At 73.1% G+C, this 25,663-nt stretch carries 25 protein-coding genes; 9 read left to right on the top strand and 16 right to left on the bottom strand.

Going from position 1 to position 25,663, the window contains the following annotated elements:
- Window positions 1–47: 47 nt before the first annotated feature.
- Window positions 48–932, bottom strand: coding sequence for a UTP--glucose-1-phosphate uridylyltransferase (locus NH2_RS18265; RefSeq protein WP_067655265.1), 885 nt, complete (start codon window positions 930–932; stop codon window positions 48–50).
- A 236-nt stretch (window positions 933–1,168) separates the two neighbouring features.
- Between NH2_RS18265 and NH2_RS18270 the strand changes: the two genes are divergently transcribed.
- Window positions 1,169–2,506 carry a DNA polymerase IV gene (locus tag NH2_RS18270; RefSeq protein ID WP_439951762.1) on the top strand — a complete coding sequence of 446 codons (1,338 nt, stop codon included), beginning with the start codon at window positions 1,169–1,171 and terminating at the stop codon, window positions 2,504–2,506.
- A gap of 57 nt (window positions 2,507–2,563) precedes the next feature.
- Window positions 2,564–3,070, top strand: coding sequence for a WKL family lipoprotein (locus NH2_RS18275; protein WP_067655268.1), 507 nt, complete (start codon window positions 2,564–2,566; stop codon window positions 3,068–3,070).
- 282 nt (window positions 3,071–3,352) lie between these two features.
- Here the strand turns inward: NH2_RS18275 and NH2_RS18280 are convergent, their stop codons facing one another.
- Both NH2_RS18280 and rarD read right to left on the bottom strand, forming a co-directional pair.
- Window positions 3,353–4,264: an ADP-ribosylglycohydrolase family protein gene (locus NH2_RS18280; RefSeq protein ID WP_067655271.1), complete on the bottom strand. Its 912-nt coding sequence runs from the start codon at window positions 4,262–4,264 to the stop codon at window positions 3,353–3,355.
- A 4-nt stretch (window positions 4,265–4,268) separates the two neighbouring features.
- Window positions 4,269–5,168 (bottom strand): EamA family transporter RarD, encoded by a 900-nt coding sequence (rarD, locus tag NH2_RS18285; protein WP_439951758.1) that lies wholly within the window; start codon window positions 5,166–5,168, stop codon window positions 4,269–4,271.
- An 86-nt stretch (window positions 5,169–5,254) separates the two neighbouring features.
- Between rarD and NH2_RS18290 the strand changes: the two genes are divergently transcribed.
- Together NH2_RS18290 and NH2_RS18295 are read left to right on the top strand one after the other, a co-directional pair.
- Window positions 5,255–7,633, top strand: a complete 2,379-nt coding sequence (locus tag NH2_RS18290; RefSeq protein WP_067655274.1) for an HAD-IC family P-type ATPase — start codon at window positions 5,255–5,257, stop codon at window positions 7,631–7,633.
- A 65-nt stretch (window positions 7,634–7,698) separates the two neighbouring features.
- Entirely contained in the window at window positions 7,699–8,553 is an 855-nt protein-coding gene (locus NH2_RS18295; RefSeq protein ID WP_067655277.1) for a PhzF family phenazine biosynthesis protein, read from the top strand.
- 3 nt (window positions 8,554–8,556) lie between these two features.
- Here the strand turns inward: NH2_RS18295 and NH2_RS18300 are convergent, their stop codons facing one another.
- From NH2_RS18300 to lspA, 3 genes are read right to left on the bottom strand one after another with little or no spacing between them, the layout of a single operon-like run.
- On the bottom strand, window positions 8,557–9,321 hold the full coding sequence (locus NH2_RS18300; protein WP_245650631.1) for a hypothetical protein: 765 nt from the start codon (window positions 9,319–9,321) through the stop codon (window positions 8,557–8,559).
- Window positions 9,314–10,240, bottom strand: coding sequence for an RluA family pseudouridine synthase (locus NH2_RS18305; RefSeq protein WP_067655280.1), 927 nt, complete (start codon window positions 10,238–10,240; stop codon window positions 9,314–9,316). Before NH2_RS18305 ends, NH2_RS18300 begins: the two co-directional genes overlap by 8 nt.
- Window positions 10,237–10,953: a signal peptidase II gene (lspA, locus tag NH2_RS18310; protein ID WP_084505675.1), complete on the bottom strand. Its 717-nt coding sequence runs from the start codon at window positions 10,951–10,953 to the stop codon at window positions 10,237–10,239. The genes NH2_RS18305 and lspA overlap by 4 nt, the downstream gene beginning before the upstream one ends.
- A gap of 106 nt (window positions 10,954–11,059) precedes the next feature.
- On the opposite strand from lspA, the gene NH2_RS18315 reads away from it, so the two are divergent.
- Complete coding sequence (locus tag NH2_RS18315; protein WP_084505637.1) at window positions 11,060–11,989, top strand: hypothetical protein; 930 nt, start codon at window positions 11,060–11,062, stop codon at window positions 11,987–11,989.
- 52 nt (window positions 11,990–12,041) lie between these two features.
- Entirely contained in the window at window positions 12,042–12,872 is an 831-nt protein-coding gene (locus NH2_RS18320) for a hypothetical protein (protein ID WP_067655286.1), read from the top strand.
- Here NH2_RS18320 and NH2_RS18325 read toward each other — a convergent pair.
- The 10 genes from NH2_RS18325 to NH2_RS18370 all read right to left on the bottom strand — a co-directional run bounded on the left by NH2_RS18325 (window position 12,869) and on the right by NH2_RS18370 (window position 23,136).
- Window positions 12,869–13,303: a QcrA and Rieske domain-containing protein gene (locus NH2_RS18325; protein WP_067655289.1), complete on the bottom strand. Its 435-nt coding sequence runs from the start codon at window positions 13,301–13,303 to the stop codon at window positions 12,869–12,871. The two genes, NH2_RS18320 and NH2_RS18325, sit on opposite strands and share 4 nt — an antisense overlap.
- A 26-nt stretch (window positions 13,304–13,329) precedes the next feature.
- A complete protein-coding gene (locus tag NH2_RS18330) occupies window positions 13,330–13,884 on the bottom strand; it encodes a DUF6529 family protein (protein WP_439951759.1) in 555 nt (184 codons plus the stop codon).
- Window positions 13,874–14,521: a hypothetical protein gene (locus NH2_RS18335; protein ID WP_067655295.1), complete on the bottom strand. Its 648-nt coding sequence runs from the start codon at window positions 14,519–14,521 to the stop codon at window positions 13,874–13,876. Before NH2_RS18335 ends, NH2_RS18330 begins: the two co-directional genes overlap by 11 nt.
- 213 nt (window positions 14,522–14,734) lie before the next feature.
- On the bottom strand, window positions 14,735–16,681 hold the full coding sequence (acs, locus tag NH2_RS18340; RefSeq protein WP_067655298.1) for an acetate--CoA ligase: 1,947 nt from the start codon (window positions 16,679–16,681) through the stop codon (window positions 14,735–14,737).
- A gap of 226 nt (window positions 16,682–16,907) precedes the next feature.
- Window positions 16,908–18,545: a monocarboxylic acid transporter gene (locus NH2_RS18345; protein WP_174552842.1), complete on the bottom strand. Its 1,638-nt coding sequence runs from the start codon at window positions 18,543–18,545 to the stop codon at window positions 16,908–16,910.
- On the bottom strand, window positions 18,542–18,889 hold the full coding sequence (locus NH2_RS18350) for a DUF485 domain-containing protein (protein WP_067655301.1): 348 nt from the start codon (window positions 18,887–18,889) through the stop codon (window positions 18,542–18,544). Before NH2_RS18350 ends, NH2_RS18345 begins: the two co-directional genes overlap by 4 nt.
- A 139-nt stretch (window positions 18,890–19,028) precedes the next feature.
- Window positions 19,029–20,786 carry a sodium/solute symporter gene (locus tag NH2_RS18355; protein WP_067655303.1) on the bottom strand — a complete coding sequence of 586 codons (1,758 nt, stop codon included), beginning with the start codon at window positions 20,784–20,786 and terminating at the stop codon, window positions 19,029–19,031.
- 1 nt (window position 20,787) lies between these two features.
- Complete coding sequence (locus tag NH2_RS18360) at window positions 20,788–21,159, bottom strand: hypothetical protein (protein ID WP_067655306.1); 372 nt, start codon at window positions 21,157–21,159, stop codon at window positions 20,788–20,790.
- The gene (locus tag NH2_RS18365; RefSeq protein ID WP_067655309.1) at window positions 21,156–21,950 is read right to left on the bottom strand and encodes a LytR/AlgR family response regulator transcription factor; all 795 of its coding nucleotides are present in this window, start codon (window positions 21,948–21,950) and stop codon (window positions 21,156–21,158) included. Before NH2_RS18365 ends, NH2_RS18360 begins: the two co-directional genes overlap by 4 nt.
- A 22-nt stretch (window positions 21,951–21,972) precedes the next feature.
- Window positions 21,973–23,136 carry a sensor histidine kinase gene (locus tag NH2_RS18370; RefSeq protein WP_067655312.1) on the bottom strand — a complete coding sequence of 388 codons (1,164 nt, stop codon included), beginning with the start codon at window positions 23,134–23,136 and terminating at the stop codon, window positions 21,973–21,975.
- A 111-nt stretch (window positions 23,137–23,247) separates the two neighbouring features.
- On the opposite strand from NH2_RS18370, the gene NH2_RS18375 reads away from it, so the two are divergent.
- The 3 genes from NH2_RS18375 (at window position 23,248) to NH2_RS18385 (ending at window position 25,533) form a co-directional block, all read left to right on the top strand.
- Window positions 23,248–24,270 (top strand): transcriptional regulator, encoded by a 1,023-nt coding sequence (locus NH2_RS18375; RefSeq protein WP_157103836.1) that lies wholly within the window; start codon window positions 23,248–23,250, stop codon window positions 24,268–24,270.
- 264 nt (window positions 24,271–24,534) lie between these two features.
- Window positions 24,535–25,005 carry a hypothetical protein gene (locus NH2_RS18380; protein WP_067655318.1) on the top strand — a complete coding sequence of 157 codons (471 nt, stop codon included), beginning with the start codon at window positions 24,535–24,537 and terminating at the stop codon, window positions 25,003–25,005.
- A 69-nt stretch (window positions 25,006–25,074) separates the two neighbouring features.
- Entirely contained in the window at window positions 25,075–25,533 is a 459-nt protein-coding gene (locus NH2_RS18385; protein WP_067655321.1) for a hypothetical protein, read from the top strand.
- The last annotated feature ends 130 nt before the right edge of the window (window positions 25,534–25,663 follow it).

Below are 25,663 nucleotides of genomic sequence, written 5' to 3' on the forward strand. Positions count from 1 at the left end.
CTGGCGTCCCCCGGACCCCCGCCGGGGATTGCCGTCCCCCGGCGGGATCAGTCCTGCGGCACGCAGAGGTCGCGGAGGAGCGCACCGTACTCCGGGTGCGCCAGCGCGGAGGCGAACTGGGCGACCAGGTAGTCCGCCGGATTCCCGGTGTCGTACCAGCGCCCGGAGATCACCTGCCCGAAGACGGGATTCGCCGCGGCGTGCGCATTGATCGCATCCGTCAGGTAGATCTCCCCGGTCCGGTGCTGATGCCACGCCGTCGTCTGCGAGCGCAGCTCGTCGATGATTCCCGGCGTCACCACGTACCCGCCGATGGCGGCGAACGCCGACGGCGCGTCCTCGGGCTTCGGCTTCTCCCGCAGCCCGGTGATCCGCAGCAGCCCGGCCCCGCGATCCTCGGCCACCACCGGAACGCCGTACCGCTGCGAATCCGCCGGATCCATCGGCAGCAGCGCCAGCACCGGCGCCCCTGTGCTCTCGTAGGCATCGACGAGCTGCTGCGCCCGCGGCACCTCGGCCACGAAGACGTCGTCCGGCCAGAGCACGAGCATGGGCTCGTCGCCCGCGTGCCGCGCGGCATTGAGCACCGGCGTCCCGTTGCCGTACGGCCCGTGCTGGTCCAGGTAGGTGATGTGGCCGCGCCGGGAGAGCTCCCCGACCTCCTCGACGGCGTCGGCGAAGGCCGTCTTGCCGTCCGAGCGCAGCTGCGCGACGAGCGCGGGGTTGGGGCGGAAGTGGTCCTGGATCAGCGACTTCCCGCCGCTGACCACGATGGTGATGTCGGTGATGCCCGAGGCGACCAGCTCGCGCACGGTGTGCTCGATGACCGGCTTGTCGCCGACCGGAAGCATCTCCTTCGGGATCGCCTTGGTCAGCGGCAGCAGCCGGGAGCCGATTCCGGCGGCCGGAATCACGGCCTTGCGGATCTTCATGCGCCGATCATCACACAGCGACCGCCGGTCGGCGCGGAGCCCCCGATCCGGGCGGGGATTCGGCACCCACCCCGAATTCCGGCCTGGTCACGGCGTTCGCTGTCGGTGGGCGGGCGTAGATTCCCGGTTGTGAGAGCCGCCCGCCCAGCTCCGGTGCCGCGCCGCGGGGCGGCGCGGGGTGCGGAGCACCGGTGAGCGCGGGGCAGGCGGCCGGGCGCTGGGTGCTGCACATCGATATGGACGCCTTCTTCGCCTCGGTCGAGCAGCTCACCCGGCCCACGCTGCGCGGGCGCCCGGTGCTGGTCGGCGGGGTCGGGCAGCGCGGGGTGGTGGCCGGGGCCAGCTACGAGTCCCGGATCTTCGGCGCGCGCTCGGCCATGCCCATGCACCAGGCGCGCAGGCTGGTCGGCGGCGCCGCGGTGGTGCTTCCGCCGCGCGGCGCGGTGTACGGCGCGCTGAGCGGGCAGGTCTTCGACGCGCTGCGCGCGCGCATCCCGGTGCTGGAGACGCTCTCCTTCGACGAGGCGTTCGGCGAGCCTGCCGAGCTGGCCGGCGCGACCGTCGCCGCCGTGACGGAGTTCTGCGCGGAGCTGCGCGCGCTGGTGCGGGAGCGCACCGGGCTGGTCGCCTCGGTGGGCGCGGGCACCGGCAAGCAGCTGGCGAAGATCGCCTCCGGGCTGGCCAAACCGGACGGCATCCGGGTGATCGCCCCCGCCGAGCAGGGCGCGCTGCTGGCCGCGCTGCCGGTGCGCAAGCTCTGGGGGATCGGCCCGGTGGCCGACGGCAGGCTGCGCGCGGCCGGGATCGAGACCGTCGGCGCCTTCGCCGCGCTGCCCGAGCAGGAGGCCGCCGCCCTGCTCGGCGGCACCGTCGGCGCCGCGCTGCACCGGCTGGCCCGCGGCGTCGACGACCGCCCGGTCGCCGAGCGCGCCGAGGCCAAGCAGATCAGCGCCGAGACCACCTACGAGCACGACCTGGTGACGCTTGCCCAGCTGCGCCCGGCCATCGATGCCATGGCCGCGGCCGCGTACCGGCGGCTGACCAGGGACGGCAGGGCCGCGCGGACCGTGGTGCTCAAGCTCAGGAAGGCGGATATGAGCATCGTGACCCGTTCGGTCACCCTGCCCTACGCCACCACCGATGCCGCCACCCTCGCCACCGCCGCGCAGCGCTCGGCCATCGACCCCATGGAGCTGGGGGCGGTGCGGCTGGTCGGGGTCGGGTACGCCGGGCTCTCCACGGTCCGGCAGGAATCGCTCTTCCCGGAGCTGGATCGCGACCTCCCCGCGCCCGCGGAGCCGGAGGCCGAGCCCGGCTACTTCCCCGGCGGCGCTGTGCCGCAGCCACTTCCGGTGGCGGCCAGGGACCCGGCGGCGAACGCCGCGCTGCCGCACTGGTACCCGGGGCTGGACGTGGCGCACCCCGAGCACGGCCACGGCTGGGTGCAGGGGGCGGGGCACGGGCGGGTGACGGTGCGGTTCGAGACCCGCTCGACAGGGCCGGGCCCGGCGCGTACGTTCGCTGCCGACGACCCGAGGCTGACCCGAGCCGACCCGCTGGGCAGCCTCCGCTGACAGGTAGCCTGGGTGGCTCGTGCAGCGAACCGCCCCGAGATGTGAAGGAACGAGCAGTTGAAGCTTCGTAAGACCGGACGAATCGCGATCGCGGGCTTTGCCGTCGTCGCGTCGCTTGGCTTGACGGCCTGCGGTGGCGACGACACCGAGAGCCAGTCGGCCACCACGACCAGCAGGAGCGCCGCGGCGAGCACCTCCGCGGCGAACGCCGCGCTGCCCCCGGTCCCGACCGTCGACGAGCTGAACACGCAGCTCGGCACCGCGCTGGATCCGGCGATCCCGAGCTCGGAGAAGCTGGACCTGGTGCAGGGCATCGAGGCCGATCCGGAGCTGCCGAACCGGCTCGCCGAGGCCGCCAACGCGGCCGGGGTCGCGGTCACCGTGACCGACGTGACCTCGTTCGGCGAGAGCGTCAACGCCAAGGCCAACTTCGTGCTCAACGGGCAGACCAACGTGGTCGACGTGCCGTTCGTGGCCGAGGACGGCAAGTGGAAGGTCCAGAAGCAGTGGGCCTGCACCATGCTGACCAACCTGGGCCAGCAGTCGGTCGCCTGCGCCGCCTGAGCGCGGTCCGGAACCGGCCCGGCCGGTCGCCCTTCCCCGGGGTGACCGGCCGTCCGTCTTTCCATGGCCGGACCCGGCGGAGCGCCGCGTCGCGCCCGGCACGATCGAACCCCGTGGCCGAAACGATGGTGCGGGCCGGGCGCGGCAGCTACGGCTCCGGCGCGACGCGGGCCCGGCCGAGCTGACCACCGGCGGTACCGGCTGCCCGCCGAGCGCGACGGGATCGTCGCCATCGGCTCGGTTGGGGCGAAAAGCCGCTCCGCCGAGCAGTCCGGCGCCGAGTCAGTGGCCCGCTATCCGGGCTGCGAGGGGGATCAGTTCTTCGCCGGTGAGCCCCGGGTACCCGTGCAGCAGCGCCCGCCAGCGGGCAGGCACGGCGCTCGCGCCCCAGACGGCGCCGAGCAGCCCGCCCGCGATGGCGGCGGTGGTGTCGGTGTCGCCGCCCGCGCGCACGCAGAGCTCGAGTGCGCGCGGCAGGTGCCCCGGCCCGTCGGCCGGGGTGTGGGCAATCGCCCACCAGGCCGTCTGCAGCGCGTGCACGACCCAGCCGTTCTCCGGGAACTCCGCGGGCGTGCCCTGCTCGGCCCGGTCCAGCAGCGGCAGCCAGTACTCCGGGTCGAACCGCCCCGCGTACTCCCTGACCCCGGCGAAACCGCCGCCGAGCACCGCACGGCGAATGGCCCCGGTCCAGATCCGGCATGCTTGGATCGCTCGCTCGTCGTGGTGCGTGAGCGTGCTCAGCACCCCCGCGGCGCGCAGACACTCGGTCTCGTCGCGGAGGTAGGCCAGCGCCACCGGCGCGGTCCGCATGAGCGAGCCGTTGCCGCCGGTGCGGCCGTCGAGTTGCCCGGCGACGAGCCGCATCTCGTGCGCCGAGCCGGGGCGCGCGGAGAGCACCCGGCTGGTCTGCACGCCCACGTCCGGCGGGGCCGAATCCCACCAGCGCACGAATCCGGCGGCCACCGCGTCCACGTCGATGCCGCTGCCCGGCGCGCCCGCGGCATGCGCGATCACCATCGCCATGGCGGTGTCGTCGGTCCACTGGCCCGGCGCCCAGCCGAAGGGGCCGCCGCCGATCATGTCGATGGGGGTCTCCGGGGCCGGGTGGGTGAACTCGTAACCCGCGCCCAGTGCGTCACCGGCGGCGGTGCCGAGCAGGACGCCCGCCGCGCGATCGTGTGTCTCCGCATCCATGGCGTCATTGTCCAGGGTCGGGCACCGGGAGTTGCGGCGCGGCTCGGCGATTGGCGCGGGCGCGGAACACGGCGTGCGTGCTGAAGACGAGCAGGGCGCACCAGATGAGGGCGAAGCCGGCCCAGCGCGAGGGCGGCATGGGTTCGTGCAGGACGGCGATGCCCCACAGCATCTGCAGCGCGGGGGTGAGGTACTGCAGCAGCCCCATGGTGGAGAGCGGCACCCGCTGGGCGGCGGTGGCGAAGAGCAGCAGCGGCACCAGGGTGACCGGTCCGGTGGCCATGAGCAGGGCGGTGTGCCCGATGCCTGAGCCGAACGAGCTCTCGCCGCGCGCCGCGAGCACGACGAGGAAGGCCAGCGCGATCGGCGCGCCCACCACCCCCTCGGCCGCGACGCTGCGCAGCGCGTCCAGCCGGATCACCTTCTTGACCAGCCCATAGGTGGCGAACGAGCAGGCGAGGACGAGCGCGATCCAGGGCGGGCGGCCGTAGTCGACGGTCAGCACCAGCACCGCGAGCGCACCGAGCCCGAGCGCCGCCCACTGCGCGCCCGCCAGCCGCTCCCGGAAGATCAGCACCCCGAACGCCACCGTCACCAGCGGGTTCACGAAGTAGCCGAGCGCGCACTCCACCACGTGCCCGGAGAGCACCCCGAAGACGTAGACGCCCCAGTTCACCGAGATGGCCAGCGACGCCGCAGCGGCCAGCCGCCAGGTGCGCGCATCGATCCCGCGCAGCTCCCGCAACCGCCCGGTGACCGCGAGCACGGCGAGCACGACGACCAGTGTCCAGACGATGCGCTCGGCCAGCACCTCGACCGCCCCGGCGAAGGCCAGCAGCCCGAAGAAGGCGGGGAAGAGCCCCCAGAGCAGGTACGCCGAAGCACCGAACGCAACCCCGGGCACCGACCTCTTCCGCCACACCCGGACCACGGTAGTTCGCCGCGCCGCCTCGGTGCGGGCCGATGGCGATACCCCCGTAGCCTTGCGGCATGTCTGTTTCCGTCCGAGCGGATGCCGCGATCGGGCTGACCGCGGCCGAGGTCGAGCAACGTCGCAGCGACGGCCGCACCAACGACGTCCCGGCCCGCGCCTCGCGCTCGGTGCGGGAGATCGTGCGCGCGAATGTCCTCACCCGGATCAATGCCATCCTCGGTGTGCTCTTCGTGCTCGTCCTGGCCGCCGGGTCGCCGATCGACGGCATGTTCGGGCTGCTCATCGTGGCCAACAGCGCGGTCGGGATCATCCAGGAGGTGCGCGCCAAGCGCACCCTGGACGAGCTCGCCATCGTCGGCCAGGCCCGGCCCCGGGTGCGCCGCGACGGGGTCGCCGCCGAGGTGCCGCCCGGCGAGGTGGTGCAGGACGACCTGATCGAGCTCGGCCCCGGCGACCAGATCGTGGTCGACGGCGAGGTGGTCGAGGCCGAGTTGCTGGAGGTGGACGAGTCGCTGCTCACCGGCGAGGCCGACCCGATCGACAAGAAGACCGGCGCCGAGGTGCTCTCCGGCAGCTTCGTGGTCTCCGGCTCCGGCGCGTACCGGGCCACCAAGGTCGGGCGCGAGGCCTACGCCGCCCGGCTGGCCGAGGAGGCGAGCAAGTTCACCCTGGTCCACTCCGAGCTGCGCAGCGGCATCGACCGGATCCTGCGTTTCATCACCGTGCTGCTGGTCCCGGCCGGGCTGCTGAGCATCTACAACCAGCTCTTCTCCAGCCATCAGAGCTGGCAGCCCGCGGTCACCGGCATGGTGGCGGCGCTGGTGCCGATGGTGCCGGAGGGGCTGGTGCTGATGACCTCCATCGCCTTCGCGGTCGGCGTGGTCCGGCTGGGCAGGCGCAAGTGCCTGGTCCAGGAGCTGCCCGCGATCGAGGGGCTGGCCAGGGTGGACGTGGTCTGCGCGGACAAGACCGGCACGCTCACCGAGAACGGCATGCGGCTCGCCGACGTCGAGAGCCTGACCGGCGCCGCCGCGCCCGCCCGCACCGCGCTGGCCGCGCTCGCCGCCGACGACCCGCGCCCGAACGCCAGCGTGCAGGCGCTGGCCGAGGCGCTGCCGGAGCGCCCGGGCTGGCGCTCCACCGCGGTGGCCCCGTTCTCCTCCGCCACCAAGTGGAGCGGCCACTCCTACGGCGAGCACGGGAATTGGCTGCTCGGCGCCCCCGACGTGCTGCTCGACCCGCAGTCGGCGGCGGCCCGCAGGGCCGAGGAGCTCGGCGCCTCCGGGCTCCGGGTGCTGCTGCTCGCGCGCAGCGACCGCGCGGTGGACGCGCCGGACGCCCCCGGCGCGGTCACCCCGGAGGCGCTGGTGGTGCTGGAGCAGAAGGTGCGCCCCGACGCCCGCGCGACGCTCGACTACTTCGCCAGGCAGGACGTCGCCATCAAGGTGATCTCCGGCGACAACGCGGTCTCGGTCGGCGCCGTCGCCACCTCGCTGGAGCTGCCCGGCGGCGACCACGCCGTCGACGCTCGCACCCTGCCCGAGGGCCGCGACGAGCTGGCGGGCGTGCTGGAGCGCGAGACCACCTTCGGCCGGGTGCGGCCGGACCAGAAGCGCGCCATGGTGGGCGCGCTGCAATCCCGCGGCCACACCGTCGCCATGACCGGCGACGGCGTGAACGACGTGCTGGCGCTGAAGGACTCGGATATCGGCGTCGCCATGGGGTCGGGCAGCCCTGCCACCCGCGCGGTGGCGCAGATCGTGCTGCTGGACAACAGGTTCGCCACGCTGCCGTACGTGGTGGGCGAGGGCCGCCGGGTGATCGGCAATATCGAGCGGGTCTCCAATCTCTTCCTCACCAAGACCGTGTACTCGGTGCTGCTCGCCTTCCTGGTCGGGCTGGCCGGGATCGGCTCGCAGATCTTCGGCTACGACCCGATCGGCTACCCGTTCCTGCCGCGGCACGTGACCATCGCGGCGTGGTTCACCATCGGCATCCCGGCCTTCGTGCTCTCGCTGGCGCCGAACAACGAGCGCGCCCGCACCGGCTTCGTGGCCAGGGTGATGAAGCTGGCCATTCCGTCCGGGGTGGTGATCGGCGTCGCCACCTTCGTGGCCTACCTGATCGCCTACGCCGGGCCGGAGGCGGGCGAGCAGCAGCGGATCCAGGCGGGCACCACCGCGCTGATCACGCTCATCGTGATCGCGGTGTGGGTGCTGGCGATCGTGGCGCGGCCCTACGTGTGGTGGAAGGTGGTGCTGATCGGCGCCTCGGTGCTGGCCTACGTGCTGCTCTTCTCGCTGCCCGTCACCCGCGAGTTCTTCCTGCTCGACCCCTCGAACCCGCGGCTCACCGCGGCCGCCTTCGGCTGTGGCGCGGTCGGCATCGTGCTGGTCGAGATCGCGCAGTGGCTCGGCCGCCGCGGCGCCGAGTAGACCGCGGCCGCCACCGGAAACCTTGCGGCGAGCGGGCATTCGGCCCCGGTGTACCTTCTGGAGCCATGGAGGTACTGCTGCACCAGATCGACGCGTTCGCGGAGGCGCCGTTCACCGGGAACCCGGCCGCGGTGATGCCGTTGACCGCGTGGTTGCCCGACGGGGTGCTGCTCCGGCTGGCCGAGGAGAACAACCTCTCCGAGACCGCCTTCCTCACCTCCGCGCTGCCCGCCGCCGCCGGGGCGCCGCCCGCCGATCGGCCCGCGTTCCACCTGCGCTGGTTCACCCCGGCGGCCGAGGTGGCGCTCTGCGGGCACGCGACCCTGGCCGCGGCCGCGCAGGTGCTGGAGGATCTGCACCCCGGTGCGGACGGGGTCTCGTTCTGGACCCGCAGCGGCTGGCTGCACGTGGAGCGCACCGACGACGACGAGTACGTGCTCGACCTGCCCGCGCAGCGGTCGGTGGCGGTGCCGGTCGACCCGGCGCTGGCGGCGGCGCTGCGGGCCGAGCCGGTGGCGGCCTTCTCCGGCCCGGACGAGGTGCTGGTCTTCGGCAGCGAGGCCGAGATCCGCTCGCTGCGGCCGGATTTCGGGGCGTTCCCGGCGGTGCCGCGCGGGGTGGTGGCGACGGCGCCGGGTGACTCGGTGGAGTTCGTCTCCCGGATGTTCGCGCCCGGGATCGGGGTGCCGGAGGATCCGGTCACCGGGTCGGCGCACGCACAGCTCGCCCCGATCTGGGCGGAGCGGCTCGGCGGCACCGCGTTCCGTGCGCGGCAGCTCTCCCGGCGCGGCGGTGCGCTGCGCGTCGAGCTGGCCGGGGAGCGGGTGCTGGTGGCCGGGCGGTGCAGGCGTTACCTGGACGGAGTTGTCCAGCTGCCGGACGGGTATGTCACGGCGGTCGAGGGGGATGGGGCGGGCTGAGGGTCAGCGCGGGGGGACCGGGCCGTCGTCCGGCTCGGGGCCGACGGCGCGGGTGCTGCCCGGCAGCAGCGGGGTGACCGCGAAGCGGTCGGCGACGGTGTCGGCCGGCAGCGCCTCGACAGCGCGAATCCCGCTGCGCGCGGCCAGCTCTCGCAGCTGCGCGGGCGCAGCGCGGACCACGAGCCCCGCGGTGCAGGCGCACCCGGCGCGCAGCCTGGCCACGGCCACCTCGTGCACCTGCGCGGCGCGCTGATCGAGCGGCTGCCGGTCGAGCCGGTCGCGCAGGATGTCCGCCGCGGCGGCCGCGGCCCCGGTGATCGCCGCGGCGGAATCCGGCACCGGGATGGCGACGATCGGCGTCTGCACCCGCTCCAGCGGCACGTGCTCGAGCACCCTGGCCACCCTGACCTCCGCCGCGAGCGCCGGAACCCGTTCCGCCGGAACGTACTCCGTGAACGAGACCAGCGCCCAGCGCGGTGCGTCGTCGGTGCGGTCGAGGGTGACGCGCGCCCTGGTCAGGTAATCCGACACCGCCTCGCCCTGCTCCGGCCCCACCCGGTCGGTGGAGATCCCGGTCGAGCGCGGCGGGGTCTGCGCCCCGATCCCGATGCCCGCCAGCACCAGCAGCCCGATCGCCCCCGCGATCAAGCCTCTGCGCCAGCGCGGGTCGAGTGGCTCCGAATCCAGCGGAGGCACGCCCGCCTCTTCGGCGTCCGCGCTGAACCCGGTGTCCGGATCGCGCCCGGCATCCGCGCCGGGCTCAGGCATCCCGGAGGACATCCAGCGCGTGCCGCAGATCGTCCGGGTAGTCGCTGGTGATCTCCAGCCAGCGCCCGTCCGCCGGGTGGTGGAACCCGAGCGCGCGGGCGTGCAGCCACTGCCGCTGCAACCCGAGCCGCTCGGCGAGCCGCGGGTCGGCGCCGTAGGTGAGGTCGCCGCAGCAGGGGTGCCTGATGGCCGAGAAGTGCACCCGGATCTGGTGCGTGCGCCCGGTCTCCAGGTGGATGTCGAGCAGGCTGGCCGCCTGGAACGCCTCCACCGTGTCGTAGTGCGTCACGCTCGGCCGCCCGTCCGCGGTCACCGCGAACTTCCAGTCGTTGCCCCTGGCCCGGCCGATCGGCGCGTCGATGGTGCCGCTGGACGGATCCGGGTGGCCCTGCACCAGCGCGTGGTACCGCTTGTCCACCGTGCGCTGCTTGAACGCCCGCTTGAGCACGGTGTACGCGTGCTCGGACTGCGCCACCACCATCACCCCCGAGGTGCCGACATCCAGCCGGTGCACGATGCCCTGCCGCTCGTGCGCGCCGGAGGTGGAGATCCGGTACCCCGCCGCGGCCAGCCCGCCGACCACGGTCGGGCCGCTCCACCCCACGCCGGTGTGCGCGGCGACGCCGACCGGCTTGTCCACCGCGACGATGTCGTCGTCGGCGTAGAGGATGGTCATCCCCTCCACCGGCTCGGCGTCCACGGTGAGTTCGCGCCGCGGCTCGGGGAACTCGACCTCCAGCCAGGCGCCCGCCGTGAGCCGATCCGACTTGCCCGCCGCGACGCCGTCCAGCTGTACCGAGCCCTCGGCGGTGAGCGCCGCGACGGCGGTGCGGGAGAGCCCGAGCAGCCGGGAGAGCCCGGCATCCACCCGCATGCCGTCCAGCCCGTCCGGCACCGGCATGGTCCTGGTCTCCCTCATGCGGGTTCCTCACCCGCGGTACGCGACCGCTGTTTACCGGTACTCCTGGTCCCGTCCGGCTCGAAGCCGAAGACGGTCAGCGCGACCAGCAGGATGGCGCCGCACACGATGGCCGAGTCGGCGACATTGAACACCGGCCACCAGCCCACCGCCATGAAGTCGACGACGTGCCCCTGCAGCGGGCCGGGCGCGCGGAAGAGCCGGTCGGTGAGGTTGCCCAGCGCGCCGCCGAGCACCATGCCGAGCCCGACGGCCCACCACGGCGAGCGCAGCGTGCTGCCGATCCGGATCACCGCGATCACCACGCCCGCCGCCACCAGGGTGAGCAGCCAGGTCATCCCGGTGGCCATGGAGAAGGCGGCGCCCGGGTTGCGCACCAGGGAGAACCGGACCACGTCGCCGATCAGGTACACCGGGTCCCCCGGGGTCAGCCGCGCCACGGCGATGCTCTTGGTGAGCAGGTCGAGGCCGTAGAGCACGGCCGCCAGGATCAGCAGCAGCGGCAGCCGCTTCGGCCCGAGCCCGGCCGCCGGCCCGGCGGGTACGGGTGCGCGCTCCGCGGAGCCGGCGCCCGCGGGATCGCCGCCCGGCCGTGCGGAGGTTGCCGCGGCGGAGGCCGCAGGCTCGGCGGCGCTCGCCCGCGAGCCGCGCTCGCTCGCGGAGCCGTCACTACCTGCGGCGGGTTCGTTGTCGGCGGCGGGGTCGTCGGTCACACCGTCCATCATCGCTCGAGCGGGTACGGCGATTCGCCCCGGATGTCCCAGGCTGCGCTCAGGAACCGGTCGTACCCTGTTGCACGTGACGGTGTTGTCTTCTCCCATGACGCCCCGGGCGGCCCGCTCGGGGGTGTTCCTGATGGTGCTCGCGGTCGGGCTCTCCGCGCTCGGCGTCGGGTGCGGCGACGGCGGGGAGCCGGGCAGCGACCTGGACGCGGCCACCGAGCCGCTCGGTTACGGCAAGGAGGTGACGGTGCCGATCTCGGCCGCCGTCACCACGCTGGTGTACCCGGGCGAGGAGCCGAGGTCGCCGCTGCGCCCGCACTACGCCGTCGGCACCGTGCAGCAGGTGACGCTGCGGACCGACCACAATATCGAGCAGATCATCAACGACCAGCAGCCGCGCGATTTCTCCAACCCGGAGATCACCATCCCGATGACCGCCGAGGCCGATGCCGACGGCGTCGACCTGGTGCTCGGCAATGTCACCACCGACGATCCGGTGCTGGCCAAGGCGCTCACCGACGCGGGCGGCTCGCACGCGGGCTTCGAGATGAGCGAGCTCGGCGCGATCACCGCGCTCCGCATCGCGCCGTCCCCCGACACCTCGAACACCGCCCGCGCCGCGCTGGAGCAGGCCTTCTACCAGGCGGTGTACCGCTCGGTGACCTTCCCGGACGAGCCGGTCGGCGTCGGCGCCATGTGGACCGTGCGGCAGGAGGTGACCGGTGGCGTGCTGCTCGACCAGGTCACCACCGCGACGCTCACCGAGCGCGACGGGGATCGGATCACGCTGGAGCTGGATGTCTCGCAGACGCCGAAATCCGCGGTCTGGTCGCTGCCGAACGACGCCGGGACGCTGCAGATCGAGGACTACCAGATGACCGGGTCCGGCACCATCACCGTCGACCTCGGGCTGCCGCTGCCGGTGGCCGGGATGATCACGGTCGGCGGGCACCAGGCGTACCGGGACGCGCGCAGCGACAGTGTGCTGCAGCAGACGATCAATACGCAGGTCTCGTGGGCGGAGTGAGGTTCGGCACCGCTGTCCCCGAGCGGGGGGCCGCGCCCGGGGTACCCGTGCGGTGTCCGGCCGGTTCGCGCTCGCCCGCCTGCCCGGCGCCCGCGCGATGAGTGCCCGCCTGACGGGCGACGCGCCGCCATCGCGCGGCGGGCGGGCGTGGCCGCGGCGCGGCGGGCCGCTCGCCGCCGTGCTCGCGGTGCTGGTGCTCGCCGGGTGCGGGGACGACGAACCCGCGCCGCCGGCCGCCGCGCAGCCTGCGGAGCTGCCGTCCTTCGGCGCGCCCGTGACCGCGGCGCCGGTCACCGGAACCGGCCCGGCCGGGCCGGCCGAGCTGCTGAACCGGCTGCTCTCCGGCACCGACCTGCCGGGCAGCTTCACCCCGCTGCCTGCCCGCGACCCGGGCACCGGCGCGAGCACCGACGCCACCGACCCGGCCGCCTGTGTCGCCATCCTGACCCCCATCGCCGCCCAGGCCCCCGGGGCCCGCGCGGACGCCGCGGTGCAGTACGCCGGCCCGGACTTCTCCAGCATCGATATCGACGCCGCCGCCTACCCGGCCGACGGCGTCGCCCCCGCGCTGGCAACCGTGCAGCGCACCCTGCGCGATTGCGTCACCTTCGCCGATGCCACCCCGCCGGAGAGCGCCGACGACCCGCGGATCACCTACGAGGTGGCCCCCTTCGACCAGCCCCCCGCCGGCGACAGCAGCACCGCCTACCAGGTGCTGGTGCGCGCCGACGAGCTGACGCTGCACTCCGCCGTCGCCCTGGTCCAGGTCGGCGACACCCTCGCCCAGATCGCGGTGACCGCCCCCGAGTCGGTGCAGCCCGAGGTGCTGAGCGCGCTCACCGCCCAGCAGGCCCGCAGGCTGCGCGGCATCGCGGGCCCCTAACCCGCGACGATGGCGTCGCCCTCGACCCGCACCGCCTTGGCGGCCAGCGGCTTCTTGGCCGGCCCGGCCACCGCGGTGCCGTCCAGCGCGAACTTGCTGCCGTGGCAGACGCAGTCGATGGCGCCGTCCTGCACTTTGGTCACCGTGCAACCGGCGTGCGTGCAGGTGGTCGAGAGCCCGACGTAGCTGCCGGGGGTGGGCTGGGTGATCACGGTGTCGCCGACGATCACCCCGCCGCCCACCGGCACGTCGGCGGTCTTGGCCAGCGCCTGCACCGGCGCGCCGGGGGCGGGGCTGCCCGGGGCGGGGGAGGCGGGGGTCGCGGTGGGCTCGTCACCGTAGGTGCTGCATCCGGCGACCGCGACGGCCGCCGCGGCGACCCCGGCGCCGAGCACGACGCCGCGCCTGCTGACAGCGGAAGAGATGGTCATGGGGAACTCCGTTCGGGTGGTGCGGATCAGAGGACGAGGCCGTTGTTCTGGAAGAACCACAGCGCGGAGGTGAGCCAGACGCCGACCAGCCCGGCGAAGAGCAGCCCGCCCGCGACCGGAATCACCCACCCGGGCAATCCCTTCCGGGTGAGCAGCAGCATCTTGGCGACGAAGGCCCCGTAGAAGAAGCAGCCGAACAGCGAGTGCGCCAGCACCCGCGGCTCGCCGTGCTGATAGCCGAGCGCGTACAGGCAGTGCACCGCCACCGGGGTCGCGGCCAGCACCGCGAGCCGCCCGGACCAGGCGTGCGCCGCGCCGAACCAGCCCGGCGCGGTGAACCCGGGAATCCGGCCGTACATGGCCGCGGCCGAGCCGAGCTGGAAGACCGCGAGCACCGTCGCCAGCGTCGCCAGCCAGGACTTCACCGAGGTCGGGCTGGAGAACCCGGCGACGTTCACCGAGAAGAACCGGGGCTCGTGCAGGGCGCCGTACGCCCCGAGCGCCACCGCGACGGCGGCGCCGATCAGCACGGCGCCGAGGATCGCCACCGCGGGCGGGGCGGTGCGCTGCTCAGCCGACACTGTCCCCACCCCCGATCCGGGTCGCGGTGGCGGGCAGCGGCCCGGCCGGTGCGGTGCCGCCGTCCGCGCCGCGGCGCACGCCGGTCACCCCGCCTGCGCCGTCCACGATCCAGCTCTGCCTGACCCCGCCGTCGGTGGCGGCGTAGAGCCCGGCCTTCCCGGTGACGACCGGCGCGGTGAACTCCCAGCTCTTGTCGCCGATCCAGAGCGTGCCGCGCACCGCGCCGCCGCCGGCCCTGCCCTCCAGCCGGGCGCCGTTCCTCCCGTCCAGCCGGGCGACGTCGTCGACCACCCGGCCCTGCAGCCAGGTCTCGACCGCGGCGCCGTCGCAGGCGTACGCGGTGACCGCGCCGTCCTCGACGGTGATCGCCAGCGTGAGCGGCGGCCCCGCGGCCCTGGTGATGGTCCCGACGTAGTCGGCCTTGGCCGGGAAGGGCGCCGAAGCCGGTGCGCCGGTCGGCGGGGCCGGGGTCGGTGCCGCGGCGGGCGTGGCCGAGGTGGCCGGAGCCACCACCGACGCCGCGGGCGAGGTCGCCGCGGCGGGCGCAGGATCCTCCTTGGACATATTGACGCCGAGCAGGGCCAGGCCCAGCACGGCGGCTGCTGCGAGAGTCAGCAGCGGGCCACGACGTGTCATCGTTCGCTCCTCGATCGGGTGATGAGCGCGGTCCTCCCGGTGCCTACGGGCTGGGCACCGGTACCGCGTTTCGCCCCGACTACGGAGCGGTGGCCCCGCACGGTTCACCGCATCCCGAAATTGCTTGCGAATCCGGCGTGTCGTCGGCGTGTCCCCGAAAACAGCGAGACCCGGCCACCTCTCGTCGGCAGCCGGGTCCCGTGCGCGAATCGATCAGTCGCCCTTGGCCTCCGCGATGGCGGTGAAGACGGCCGGGTCGACCAGGGTGCTGGTGTCGCCCAGCTCCCTGCCCTCGGCCACATCGCGCAGCAGCCGGCGCATGATCTTGCCGCTGCGGGTCTTGGGCAGCTCGGGCACCACGTGGATCTCGCGGGGCCGGGCGATCGGGCTGATCTCCCTGGAGACCTCGGCTTTGAGTTCGTTCACCAGCGTGTCGCCGGTGTTCTCGGTGGTCGCGGTGAGGATGACGAAGGCGACGATGCCCTGCCCGGTGGTGTCGTCGCTGGCCCCGACCACCGCCGCTTCGGCTACCCCGGTGTGGCCGACGAGGGCGGATTCCACCTCGGCGGTGGAGATGCGGTGGCCGGAGACGTTCATGACGTCGTCCACCCGGCCGAGCACCCAGAGGTCGCCGTCGGGGTCCAGGCGGGCGCCGTCACCGGCGAAGTACCAGCCCTGCTTGGCGTAGCGGTCCCAGTAGGTGGTCTGGTAGCGCTCCATGTCGCCCCAGATCCCGCGCAGCATGGAGGGCCAGGGCTGGTCGAGTACGAGGTAGCCGTTGGCCTCGGTCTCGCCGAGTACGACGGGGTTGCCTTCTTCGTCGACGACCTGGGCGGAGATGCCGGGCAGCGGGGTCTGCGCGGCGCCTGGTTTGGCGGCGGTGACGCCGGGCAGGGGGGAGATCATGATGGCGCCGGTCTCGGTCTGCCACCAGGTGTCCACGATGGGGGTGTCGCCGTGTCCGATCACCTCCCGGTACCAGCGCCAGGCCTCGGGGTTGATCGGTTCGCCGACGCTGCCGAGCACGCGCAGGCTGGAGAGGTCGTGGGCGTCCGGGATCTGCCTGCCCCACTTCATGAAGGTGCGGATGAGGGTGGGGGCGGTGTAGTAGATGCTGACGCCGTAGCGGTCGATGATGTCGAAGTGCCGGTGCTCGTCCGGCGAGTTCGGGGTGCCCTCGTAGACCACCTGGGTGGCGCCGTTGGCCAGCGGCCCGTAGACGATGTAGGTGTGCCCGGTCACCCAGCCGATATCGGCGGTGCACCAGTACACGTCCTGCCCGGCCTTGTGGTCGAAGACGTGGTGGTGGGTGTAGGCGGCCTGGGTGAGGTAGCCGCCGCTGGTGTGCAGGATGCCCTTGGGCTTCCCGGTGGTGCCCGAGGTGTAGAGGATGAAGAGCGGGTGCTCGCTGTCGAAGGACTCGGGGGTGTGCTCGGCGGGCTGCCGCTCCACCGTGTCGTGCCACCAGTGGTCGCGGCCCGCGGTCATCGGGGTGTCCTGACCGGTGCGGCGGACCACCAGCACGTTCTCGACGGTGTGGCCAGGAGCCGAGAGTGCTTCGTCGACAGCGGGTTTGAGTCCGGCCGGGGTGCCGCGGCGGAACTGGCCGTCGGTGGTCACCACCAGTCTGGCCTCGGCGTCGTCCACCCGGGAGCGCAGTGCGGCGGGGGAGAAGCCGGCGAAGACCACGGAGTGGGTGAGGCCGAGGCGGGCGCAGGCCAGCATGGTGATGATCGCCTCGGGGATCATCGGCATATAAACAGCCACCCGGTCACCCGGCACCAAACCCAGGCTCTGGAAATGGTGTGCCGCGCGGGAGATCTCGGCGAGCAGGTCGGCGTAGGTGAGGTCGCGGGTGTCACCGGGCTCGCCCACGAAGTGGATCGCCACCTTGTCGCCGCGGCCCTCCCGCACGTGGCGGTCCACGCAGTTGTAGGCCACATTGAGGCGGCCGTCGGTGAACCACCGGGCGACGGGGGCGTTCGACCAGTCGAGGACATCGGTCCACTTCCGGTCCCAGTGCAGCCGCTCCGCCTGCTCGGCCCAGAAGGCCAATCGATCCGCCCGTGCACGTTCGGCGAGCTCGGGGCCTGCGTTCGCGGCGGCTGCGAACTCCGCCGTCGGCGCGTAGGTGGTGGGCAGCTCGGGTGCGCTGGTCACGAGGTTTCCTTTCTAACGCCGCGAGCGGCTTCGTCGGTGCGGGTGATCGGCGGCTTCGGACCGCCGCGAAAACGGCCCGTTCGGCGCGGTGGGCAGTCCAAGACGCGCAGAGCCGCCGCTGGGACAGGTCCGCGGCACGTTCGGCCACTCGTCGCGACACGACGCCGTGGATCGGTCCGCGTGGAACACGCGCCGCGCGAGTAGGTCTCGCGCGGCGCGTGCGGGATCAGTGTGCGATCGCCTTTTCGGCGCCGACGCCGGTGAGCGAGCGCACCTCCATCTCGATCGCCTTGGCCGGATCCTCGTCGTCCCTGCCGAGGAAGGTGCCGACGATGCCGAGCACGAAGGCAAGCGGGATGGAGACGATGCCGGGATTCGACAGCGGGAACCAGTCGAAATCGGCATCCGGCAGCATGGCCGTCGGCCCGCCGGAGACGGCGGGGGAGAAGACGATCAGCACGATCGTCGAGATCAGCCCGCCGTACATGCTGAACAGCGCGCCGGTGGTGTTGAAGCGCCGCCAGAACAGCGAGTACAGGATGGTCGGCAGGTTCGCCGCCGCCGCGACCGCGAAGGCCAGCGCCACCAGGAAGGCGATGTTCTGGCCATTGGCCAGGATGCCGAGCCCGATGGCGAGCACCCCGATCACCACCGCGGTGATCCGCGAGACCCGCACCTGCTTGCCCTCGTCCACCTGGCCCTTCTTGATCACGCTGGCGTAGATGTCGTGCGCGAACGAGGCCGACGCGGTGATGGTGAGCCCGGCGACCACCGCGAGGATGGTCGCGAAGGCCACCGCGGAGATGATGCCGAGCAGCACCACGCCGCCGAGTTCGAAGGCGAGCAGCGGGGCCGCCGAGTTCTGTCCGCCCGCGGCGGCCAGGATCCGGTCCGGGCCGACGATGGCCGCCGCGCCGTACCCGAGCACCAGGGTGAACAGGTAGAAGGCGCCGATCAGGGCGATGGCCCAGACCACCGAGCGCCGCGCCTCCTTGGCGGTGGGCACCGTGTAGAAGCGCATGAGCACGTGCGGCAGCCCCGCCGTGCCGAGGACCAGCGCCAGGCCGAGCGAGACGAAGTTCAGCTTGGACATCTCGCTGCCGCCGTACTGCGCGCCGGGCGCGAGCACGTCACGCGCCGCGACCTTCTCGTTCGCCGACCCGGTGACCGCCTGCTGCGCGCTGCCCAGGATCTCGGAGAGGTTGAAGCCGAACTTGGCGAAGACCATGACCGTCATGAGCGCGGCGCCGGTGATCAGCAGCACCGCCTTGATGATCTGCACCCACGTGGTGCCCTTCATCCCGCCGACCAGCACGTAGACGATCATCAGGATGCCGACCACCGCGATCACCACCGACTGCCCGGCCCGATCCGAGATGTCGAGCAGCAGCGCCACCAGGCCGCCCGCGCCCGCCATCTGCGCCAGCAGGTAGAACAGCGAGACGGCGAGCGTGGTGAGCGCGGCCGCGGTGCGCACCGGCCCCTGCTGCAGCCGGAAGCTGAGCACGTCGGCCATGGTGAACTTGCCGGTGTTGCGCAGCATCTCGGCGACCAGCAGCAGCGCGACGAGCCAGGCCACCAGGAAGCCGATGGAGTAGAGGAAGCCGTCGTAGCCGTAGACCGCGATGGCGCCCGCGATGCCGAGGAACGACGCCGCCGAGAGGTAGTCGCCCGCGATGGCGATGCCGTTCTGCGGGCCGGAGAAGCCGCGGCCGCCGGTGAAGTAGTCGGCGGCGGTGGCATTGTTGCGGCTGGCTCGGATCACCACCACCATCGTCACCGCGACGAAGATCGCGAAGATGGCGATATTCGCGGCCGGGTTGCCGACGGTGGTCGAGGCGGCCAGCAGGGGAGCGGTGCTCACGCCTTCCCTCCTTCCAGCTCCGCGCGGATGGCGGCGGCGCGCGGGTCGAGTTCACGGTTGGCGAACCGCACGTACAGCCCGGTGATCACGAAGGTGGAGACGAACTGGGCGAGGCCGAGCAGCAGCCCGACATTGATATTGCCCAGCACCGTCGTCGCCATGAAGTCGTGCGCGTAGGCGCCGAGCAGCACGTAGGCGAGGTACCAGATCAGGAAGAGCGCGGAGACGGGGAACACGAAGCGCCGCAGGCGGCTTCGCAACTCCTGGAACTGGGGGCTGGAGTGCGCCGCTGCGAACTCGGCCTGGGTCGGCGGCTGTCCGCCGCCGAGGTCGGTACTGGTCATCCGGGGAGTCCTGTCGTGTGACGTGGCTGACAGCGGATGACCGTAACTCCGGCGCGGGCGCCGTCGGGGCATGTGGTCCAGGTCACTCCATGAAGGGGGGTGATCGTGCGGTGAGCGGTCGGCGGGGCGCGGCGAGCGGTCAGCGTCCGCCGGCACCCATTCCGTGCTCCCGGTCGGCGCCCATGCCGAGCTTCTCCGGCGCGTGCATGCGGACGAAGATCCGCCCGACCGCGCGCGCGTCCTGCCCGCGGGTCACCAGGCTGACCAGCACCATGGTGGCGAAGGCGATCGGCACGCTGATCGCCGCCGGGTAGCCGAGGATATCCGCGGGCCAGCCGCCCGCCCAGTCCGTGGCGGCGCCGCCGGTCACCGAGACCACGGTGGCCGCGCCCGCGGTCAGCCCGCCCGCGGTCAGCCCGGCGGCGGCGCCCGCGGCGGTCAATCGGCGCCACCAGATGCCGAGGACGAGCAGCGGGCAGAGCGTGGAGGCCGCGACCGAGAAGGCCAGCGCCACCGTCCGGGAGAGGTCTAGCGAGACCACGGTGAGCGAGAGCAGCAGCGGCACCACCCCGGCCACCACCGCCGCGAATCGGAAGTCGCGGACCCGCCCGCGCAGCACATCGGTGCCGAGCACCCCCGCGATACCCACCAGCAGCCCGGACGAGGTGGAGAGGAAGGCCGCGATCGCCCCCGCCGCCGCCAGCGCCGCCAGCAGCTGCCCCGGCAGCCCGCTCAGCACCGCGCCGGGCAGCAGCACCACCGCCGCGTCCGAGGTGCCGGTGATCAGCAGCTGCGGCACGTACAGCCGGGCGAAGACCCCGAGCAGCACCGGGAAGAGGTAGAAGACGCCGAGCAGCCCGATCACCGCCAGCGCGGTGGCGCGCGCCGCCCTGCCGTCCGGGTTGGTGTAGAAGCGCACCAGCACGTGCGGCAGCCCCATGGTGCCGAGGAAGGTCGCGATGATCAGCGAATACACCTGGTAGGTCGGGTGCGTGCCGCCGAACCCGCCGCCGGGCAGCAGCCAGCCCGCGCCGTCCGCGGGCGCCCCGGCCACCACCGGGACCGCGCTGCCCGGCTCCAGCACCAGGTCGGTGCCTGCCCCGAGCTCGTGCTCGCCCGGGGTGAGCTCGACCGGGCCGTCGACCGCGGCGCCGTCCAGCGTGCCGCGCACCGTGACCGGGGTCGGCCCGGCGACCTGCACCACCACGTCGGTGCTGACGTCCACCGTGGTGCGCGCGGCGAGCACCGGCGGCGCGGGCGCGCCGAGCGGCCGCTCGTCGGCCAGGAAGTGCCCGGCCAGCACCAGCGCGGGCAGCGCGACCGCGGTGAGCTTGAGCCAGTACTGGAAGGCCTGCACCAGCGTGGTCGAGCGCATCCCGCCGCCCGCCACATTGCCGATCACGATCACCCCTACCGCCACCGCGCCCACCCACCCCGGCCAGCCGAGCAGGATCCGCAGCGTCAGCCCGGCGCCCTGGAACTGCGGGATCAGGTACACCGCGCAGACCAGCACCACCACCACCGCGGCCAGCCTGCGCAGCCGCGCCGAGCCGAGCCGGAACTCCGCGAAATCCGGCACCGTGTAGGCGCCCGAGCGGCGCAGCGGCGCCGCTACGAAGAGCAGCAGCCCCAGGTACCCCGCGGTGAACCCGACCGGGTACCAGAGCGCGTCCGCGCCGTACTTGGCGATCAGCCCGGCGACGCCGAGAAACGACGCGGCGGAGAGGTACTCGCCGGAGATGGCGGCGGCGTTCCAGCGCGGGCCCACGCTGCGACTGGCGACCAGGAAGTCCGAGGTGGTGCGCGCCAGCCGCACCCCGTACACCCCGAGCGCCACCGTGACCAGCGCCGCGAGCAGCAGCGCGGCCACGGTGAGCAGCGGGGCGGTGCCTGGCACCTCAGTCCCCGGCCAGTTCCAGGAAGTCCTGCTCGTTGCGCTCGGCCAGCCGCCGGTACAGCCGTCCCGCCCCGTACAGCAGTGGATAGGCGACCGCGCCGAGCAGCAGCCAGGGCAGCCGCACCCCGAACACCGTGAGCGTGGCGGGCGCGCCCGCGGCGAAGAGCATCGGCAGCGCGCCGAGCCCGAGCACCACGATCAGCCCGATCCGCAGTGCCAGCCCGAGCTGGGCCCGGATCAGGCCGTTGATCAGCACCGCGCCGATCTCGGTCTGCTCCGCCACCTCGCTGCGGGTGCGCACCCGGCGGGCGCCGCGCCGCTCGGCCAGCACCACCCGCTGCCGCTGTGCCGGCTCGCGCTGCGGGCCGGTCACCGGCCGGTCCAGTTCTGTCGCGGGCCGTGCACCAGGCGGTTCTTCAGCTCGCGCAGCTGCCTGCGGCTCACCGGCAGCTCCACCGCGGCCGCCTCGCCCTCGCCGCGCAGGCACACCAGCGTCGCCCCGCTCGCCGTGCGCAACCCGGTGACCAGCCGCAGCGCGATCAGGTAGGAGCGGTGCACGCGCAGGAACCCCGCGTCCCGCCAGCGAGTCTCCAGCGCGGAGAGCGGAATCCGGACCAGGTGCGAGCCCGCGCTGGTGTGCAGCCTGGCGTAGTCGCCATCGGCCTCCACCCAGTTCACGCTGCTCCGGTGCACCAGCGTGGTGACCCCGCCCAGCTCCACCGGGATCACCTCGGCCGGATCGGCGCGCGGCGCGGCGGCCGGGGGCGCGGTGGCCGAGCGGGTGGCGCCGATCCGGCGCACCGCCTCGGCCAGCCGCTCCGTGCGCAGCGGTTTGAGCAGGTAGTCCACCGCGCCCAGGTCGAAGGCGGCGACCGCGCGGTCGTCGTGCGCCGTCACGAAGACCACCGCGGGCGGGTGCGCGAACTCGGCGAGAACGCCTGCCAGCTCCATCCCGTCCAGCCCCGGCATGTTGATGTCGAGGAAGACCGCGTCCACCGGGTGCTGCCGGAGCAGCCGCAGCGCCGCCGTCGACTCCCTGGCCGCGTGGATCTCGCCCACCTCCGGCTGCGCGCGCAGCAGGTAGACCAGCTCGTCCAGAGCGGGTTTCTCGTCGTCGACGGCGAGCACGCGCAGGGCGGCGCCGGGTGGGGTGGTGGCGGTCACAGCGGTCTCATAGTAAAAGGTGTCACACCCGGACGCCCGGCCGGAACTTCGGCACCCGCAGGCTCACCTTGGTCCCCGCACCCGGCGCCGTCTCCACCACCAGCCCGTAGTCGTTGCCGAAGGCCGCGCGCAGCCGATCGTCCACGTTCGAGAGCCCCACGTGCGCCGACTCGCCCGTGGTGACGGCGTCCAGCTCGCCGGAGCGGAGCAGCTCCGGATCCATCCCTGCGCCGTCGTCCTCCACGCTGATCAGGCACTCCGTCCCCGCGTCGGCCGCCACGATGCTCACCGTCCCCGACCCGGTGAGCCCGTGCCGCACCGCGTTCTCCACCAGCGGCTGGAGCGCGAGGAAGGGCAGCACGACCCCGAGCACCTCCGGCGCCACCCGCAGCCGCACCTGCAGCGCGTCCCCGAACCGGGCCCGCTCCAGCGCCAGGTACCGCTCGATATTGCGCAGCTCGTCGGCGAGCACCGTGAACTCGCCCGCCGCCCGGAACGAGTAGCGGGTGAAATCCGCGAACTCCAGGATCAGCTCGCGCGCCCGATCCGGGTCGGTGCGCACGAACGAGGCGATGGTGTTCAGCGCGTTGTAGATGAAGTGCGGGCTGATCTGCGCCCGCAGCGCCCGCACCTCGGCGCGGTCCAGGCGGGCGCGCGAGGCGTCCAGTTCGGCCAGCTGGAGCTGGCCGCAGGCATAGCGGGCCACCTCCGCCAGCGCGCCGAGCGTGCCTGGGCCCGGCCGCTCGTCGGTGACCACGCCGAGTACGCCGGTGACCTCGTTGTCCGGCAGCAGCATGGGCTGGGCCACCAGCGTCCGCCCCGCCTGTTCACCCGGGCCCGCCACCAGCACCGCTCGGCCGCCCGCCGCCGCGCGTGCCGCCGCCTCGGCGAAGGTCGCGCTGAGGCTCGCGTGCGGGCCGTCCCAGGCCAGTACCGCGCCATCGGGATCCGCCACCCCCAGCGCCGCGCCCCCGGTGAGGGCGCGCAGGTGCGGGGCCGCCTCCGCCGCCGACTCCGCCGTCAGCCCCCGTCGCAGTGGTACCGCCGCCAGCGCCGCGGTGTGCAGGGCGGAGTGCACCGCCCGCTCGGCCGGGGTGGTGACCACGCGGCGGGTGCGGGGCCACAGCAGCAGGGCGCCGGCCAGGAGGGCCGCCGCGACCGCGATCGCCACCGCGGTGGTGTTCATCGGGTGGATTCCATGGGGTCGATTATGCGATTCGTTCCCGCCCAGCCGGGAGACATCGGGTGTTCGGTGTTCGGTATTGACCGAACAACGAACACCCGTCACGCTGAGCGGATGGCAGGTCTCTCGGAATCCGGTGCTGTGGATCACCTCGCGCAGGCGGTTCGGTCTCTCGGGCTCGAGACCGAAGCCGGAAGCGAGGACAACACCGATCTGGTCATCCTGCACGGGGGCGACCGGGTCGAGGTCCAGGTGAAGACGGCCTCGCTGATCTCCGCGAAAGACGTATCGAGCCTCATCCACCGGGCAGCCGAATCGCGCGAGGACCACCCGCGCATTCGGGTGGTGGTGGCGAAACGGATCACGGAGGACGCTCGGCGCTCCCTCCGAGATGCCGGATGGAGCTGGCTGGATCTCCGGGGGCACCTGCATCTGACCGCGCCCGGCCTTTTCGTGCACGCGGGTGTCGATCCGGTGGCGGACGTTCGGAAAGTGGAGCCGTTCGGCGGTGCGGTGGGGATGGAGGTGGCTGTCACGGCGCTTCTCGGCCCGGACCGTCCGGTGCGGGTCCGGCCCATCGCGCAGAGCATCGGTCGTGCGCCGAGCTCGGTCTCCGTAGCGGTCAACGCATTGCGCCGCGCCGGCCTGATCACCGCGCAGGGGCTGCCCGACGTGCCCAGGCTCTTCTGGGAACTCGCCGCGGAATGGCGTCCGGAGGAGCTCGACATCGCGGAGTTGCCGACCGGCGATCTCGGCCTCCAGCAGGCACTCCGGATGAACGATGCGGATGCATCGGCTACCGGATGGGCCCTGACTGATTCCCACGCGGCGGCGGCCTATGGAGCCCCCGTCGCGATCCGCGCGGACACCCCGCCCGACTACTACGTCCCGGACGGCACTGTCCTCCGCCGTGCCGCGAAGCTGCTCGGGACGAGCTACGAAAGAAGCGCCAGGGCAGCTACATTGCGGCTTTCGCCGGTCGGCTATGTTTGTCGGCACCGAGTGGCGCCGCAGGCGGGGGAGTGGCCGCTGGCGCATCCGCTCTTCGTCGCACTCGACTTGGCAAGGGACGCCGGTCGGGGGCACGAGATCATCGAATTGTGGACGCCGGAGGGGGAATTTCGTCGTGTCTGGTGATCGAGTGGTCGAGTTGGCCGGGCCATCGATGGCAGCGCTGGTACACGCCATACCGGAGACGGAGCGCCGTGCGGGCCGGGCGATCACCGTTATCGGCGGTTTGGCGGTGATCTGCCGGGTCGCGAGCCCGCATCGCGCCACCGGTGACCTCGACACCGTGAATCGCCGCCGCGGTGACGAACCGAGTCAGCTGGAGGTGCTCGTTGCGAGCACCGGCCGAGCCAGCGGGCCCGCCGGGTCCTCGTTCCCACTCCCGAGGGAGAGGTGCAGGTCGACGTGCTCGAGGTCTCCGACGCCGACTTCGATCCGCTACCCGAGGATCCGACCGGGCGCCTGCACGTGCTGTCCCACTCCTGGGCGGCGGAGACCGCGAGTGCACTGCGGATCCGGGCACGTGGAGGTGCCTCCGTCACCGTCGCCGTGGCCGAGCCCGGCCCGCTGATCGCCATGAAGCTGCAGTCCGCCATCGACCGTGGAACGCGCAAAGAGGCGACGGATCTACTGGACATCGTGCGCCTCAGCACCGACCGGGCGTGTGGCGCGACCGCGCGTGCCCAACTGGCAGCCGCCGGCGAGGTACTGCGTCGCGATGCCGTGCTGCACCTCGACCTCTTCTTCGATCAGCGCGTGCAGCGGACCTCGAAGCTCATCCGGGAGGTGCCGGAGGGTAGGGATGCCGAACTCGACGACCTCGTCCTCGTGCACGAGCTGCTGTCGGCGGCGCTCCGGAACTGAACCGGTTTACTCCACCCCCACCCTGGGCAATCCTCCCCAGCCCCTCCCACCGACCCCGAGAAGGATCCGATGAGATCAGCCAGACCCGTGCTCGCCGTACTGGCCACCGCCGTGCTCGCGACGGCCGCGCTGGTCGTCTTCGCCACCCCCGCGGTCGCGAATCCCGCCACCACCGGCGGCCCCTTCACCCCAGCGGTCGCGCTCACCGACGGCCCCTGCGTGGCCTACGTGGACACCGCGGTCACCGGCGACGCCTACCCGGAGCACGCCGCCTTCACCGTGGCGGCGACGCTGGTCGGCGTCGGCCCCTGCGCACTGCCGGTCACGCTGACCTGGCGCAATGTCGACACCGGGGAGACCGGGGTGGTGACGAAGACGGCCACGGGCCCCGGGTACTGGAGCACCAGCGGGCGGGACGCGCTGTTCCGCGCCGGGATCGGCCGTTTCGAGGGCACGGTGACGATCGGCCCCGCCCACCTGCCGGAGCCCGGCACCGTCGACTTCACCGTCACCCGCTACCAGGGCTGACCCAGCCAAGCCGCCGGGCACGTCGAATCGCAACCGGCGGACGGTGCCGGATTCGAGCCCCGGCATCGCCCGCCGCTCGAAAACACGGTGCACCCGCCCCAGTGCGCAGCAACGTGTCGGTCTGGGCGTG

The sequence above is a fragment of the Nocardia harenae NBRC 108248 genome (genome assembly GCF_001612885.1).
GTDB lineage: Bacteria > Actinomycetota > Actinomycetes > Mycobacteriales > Mycobacteriaceae > Nocardia > Nocardia harenae.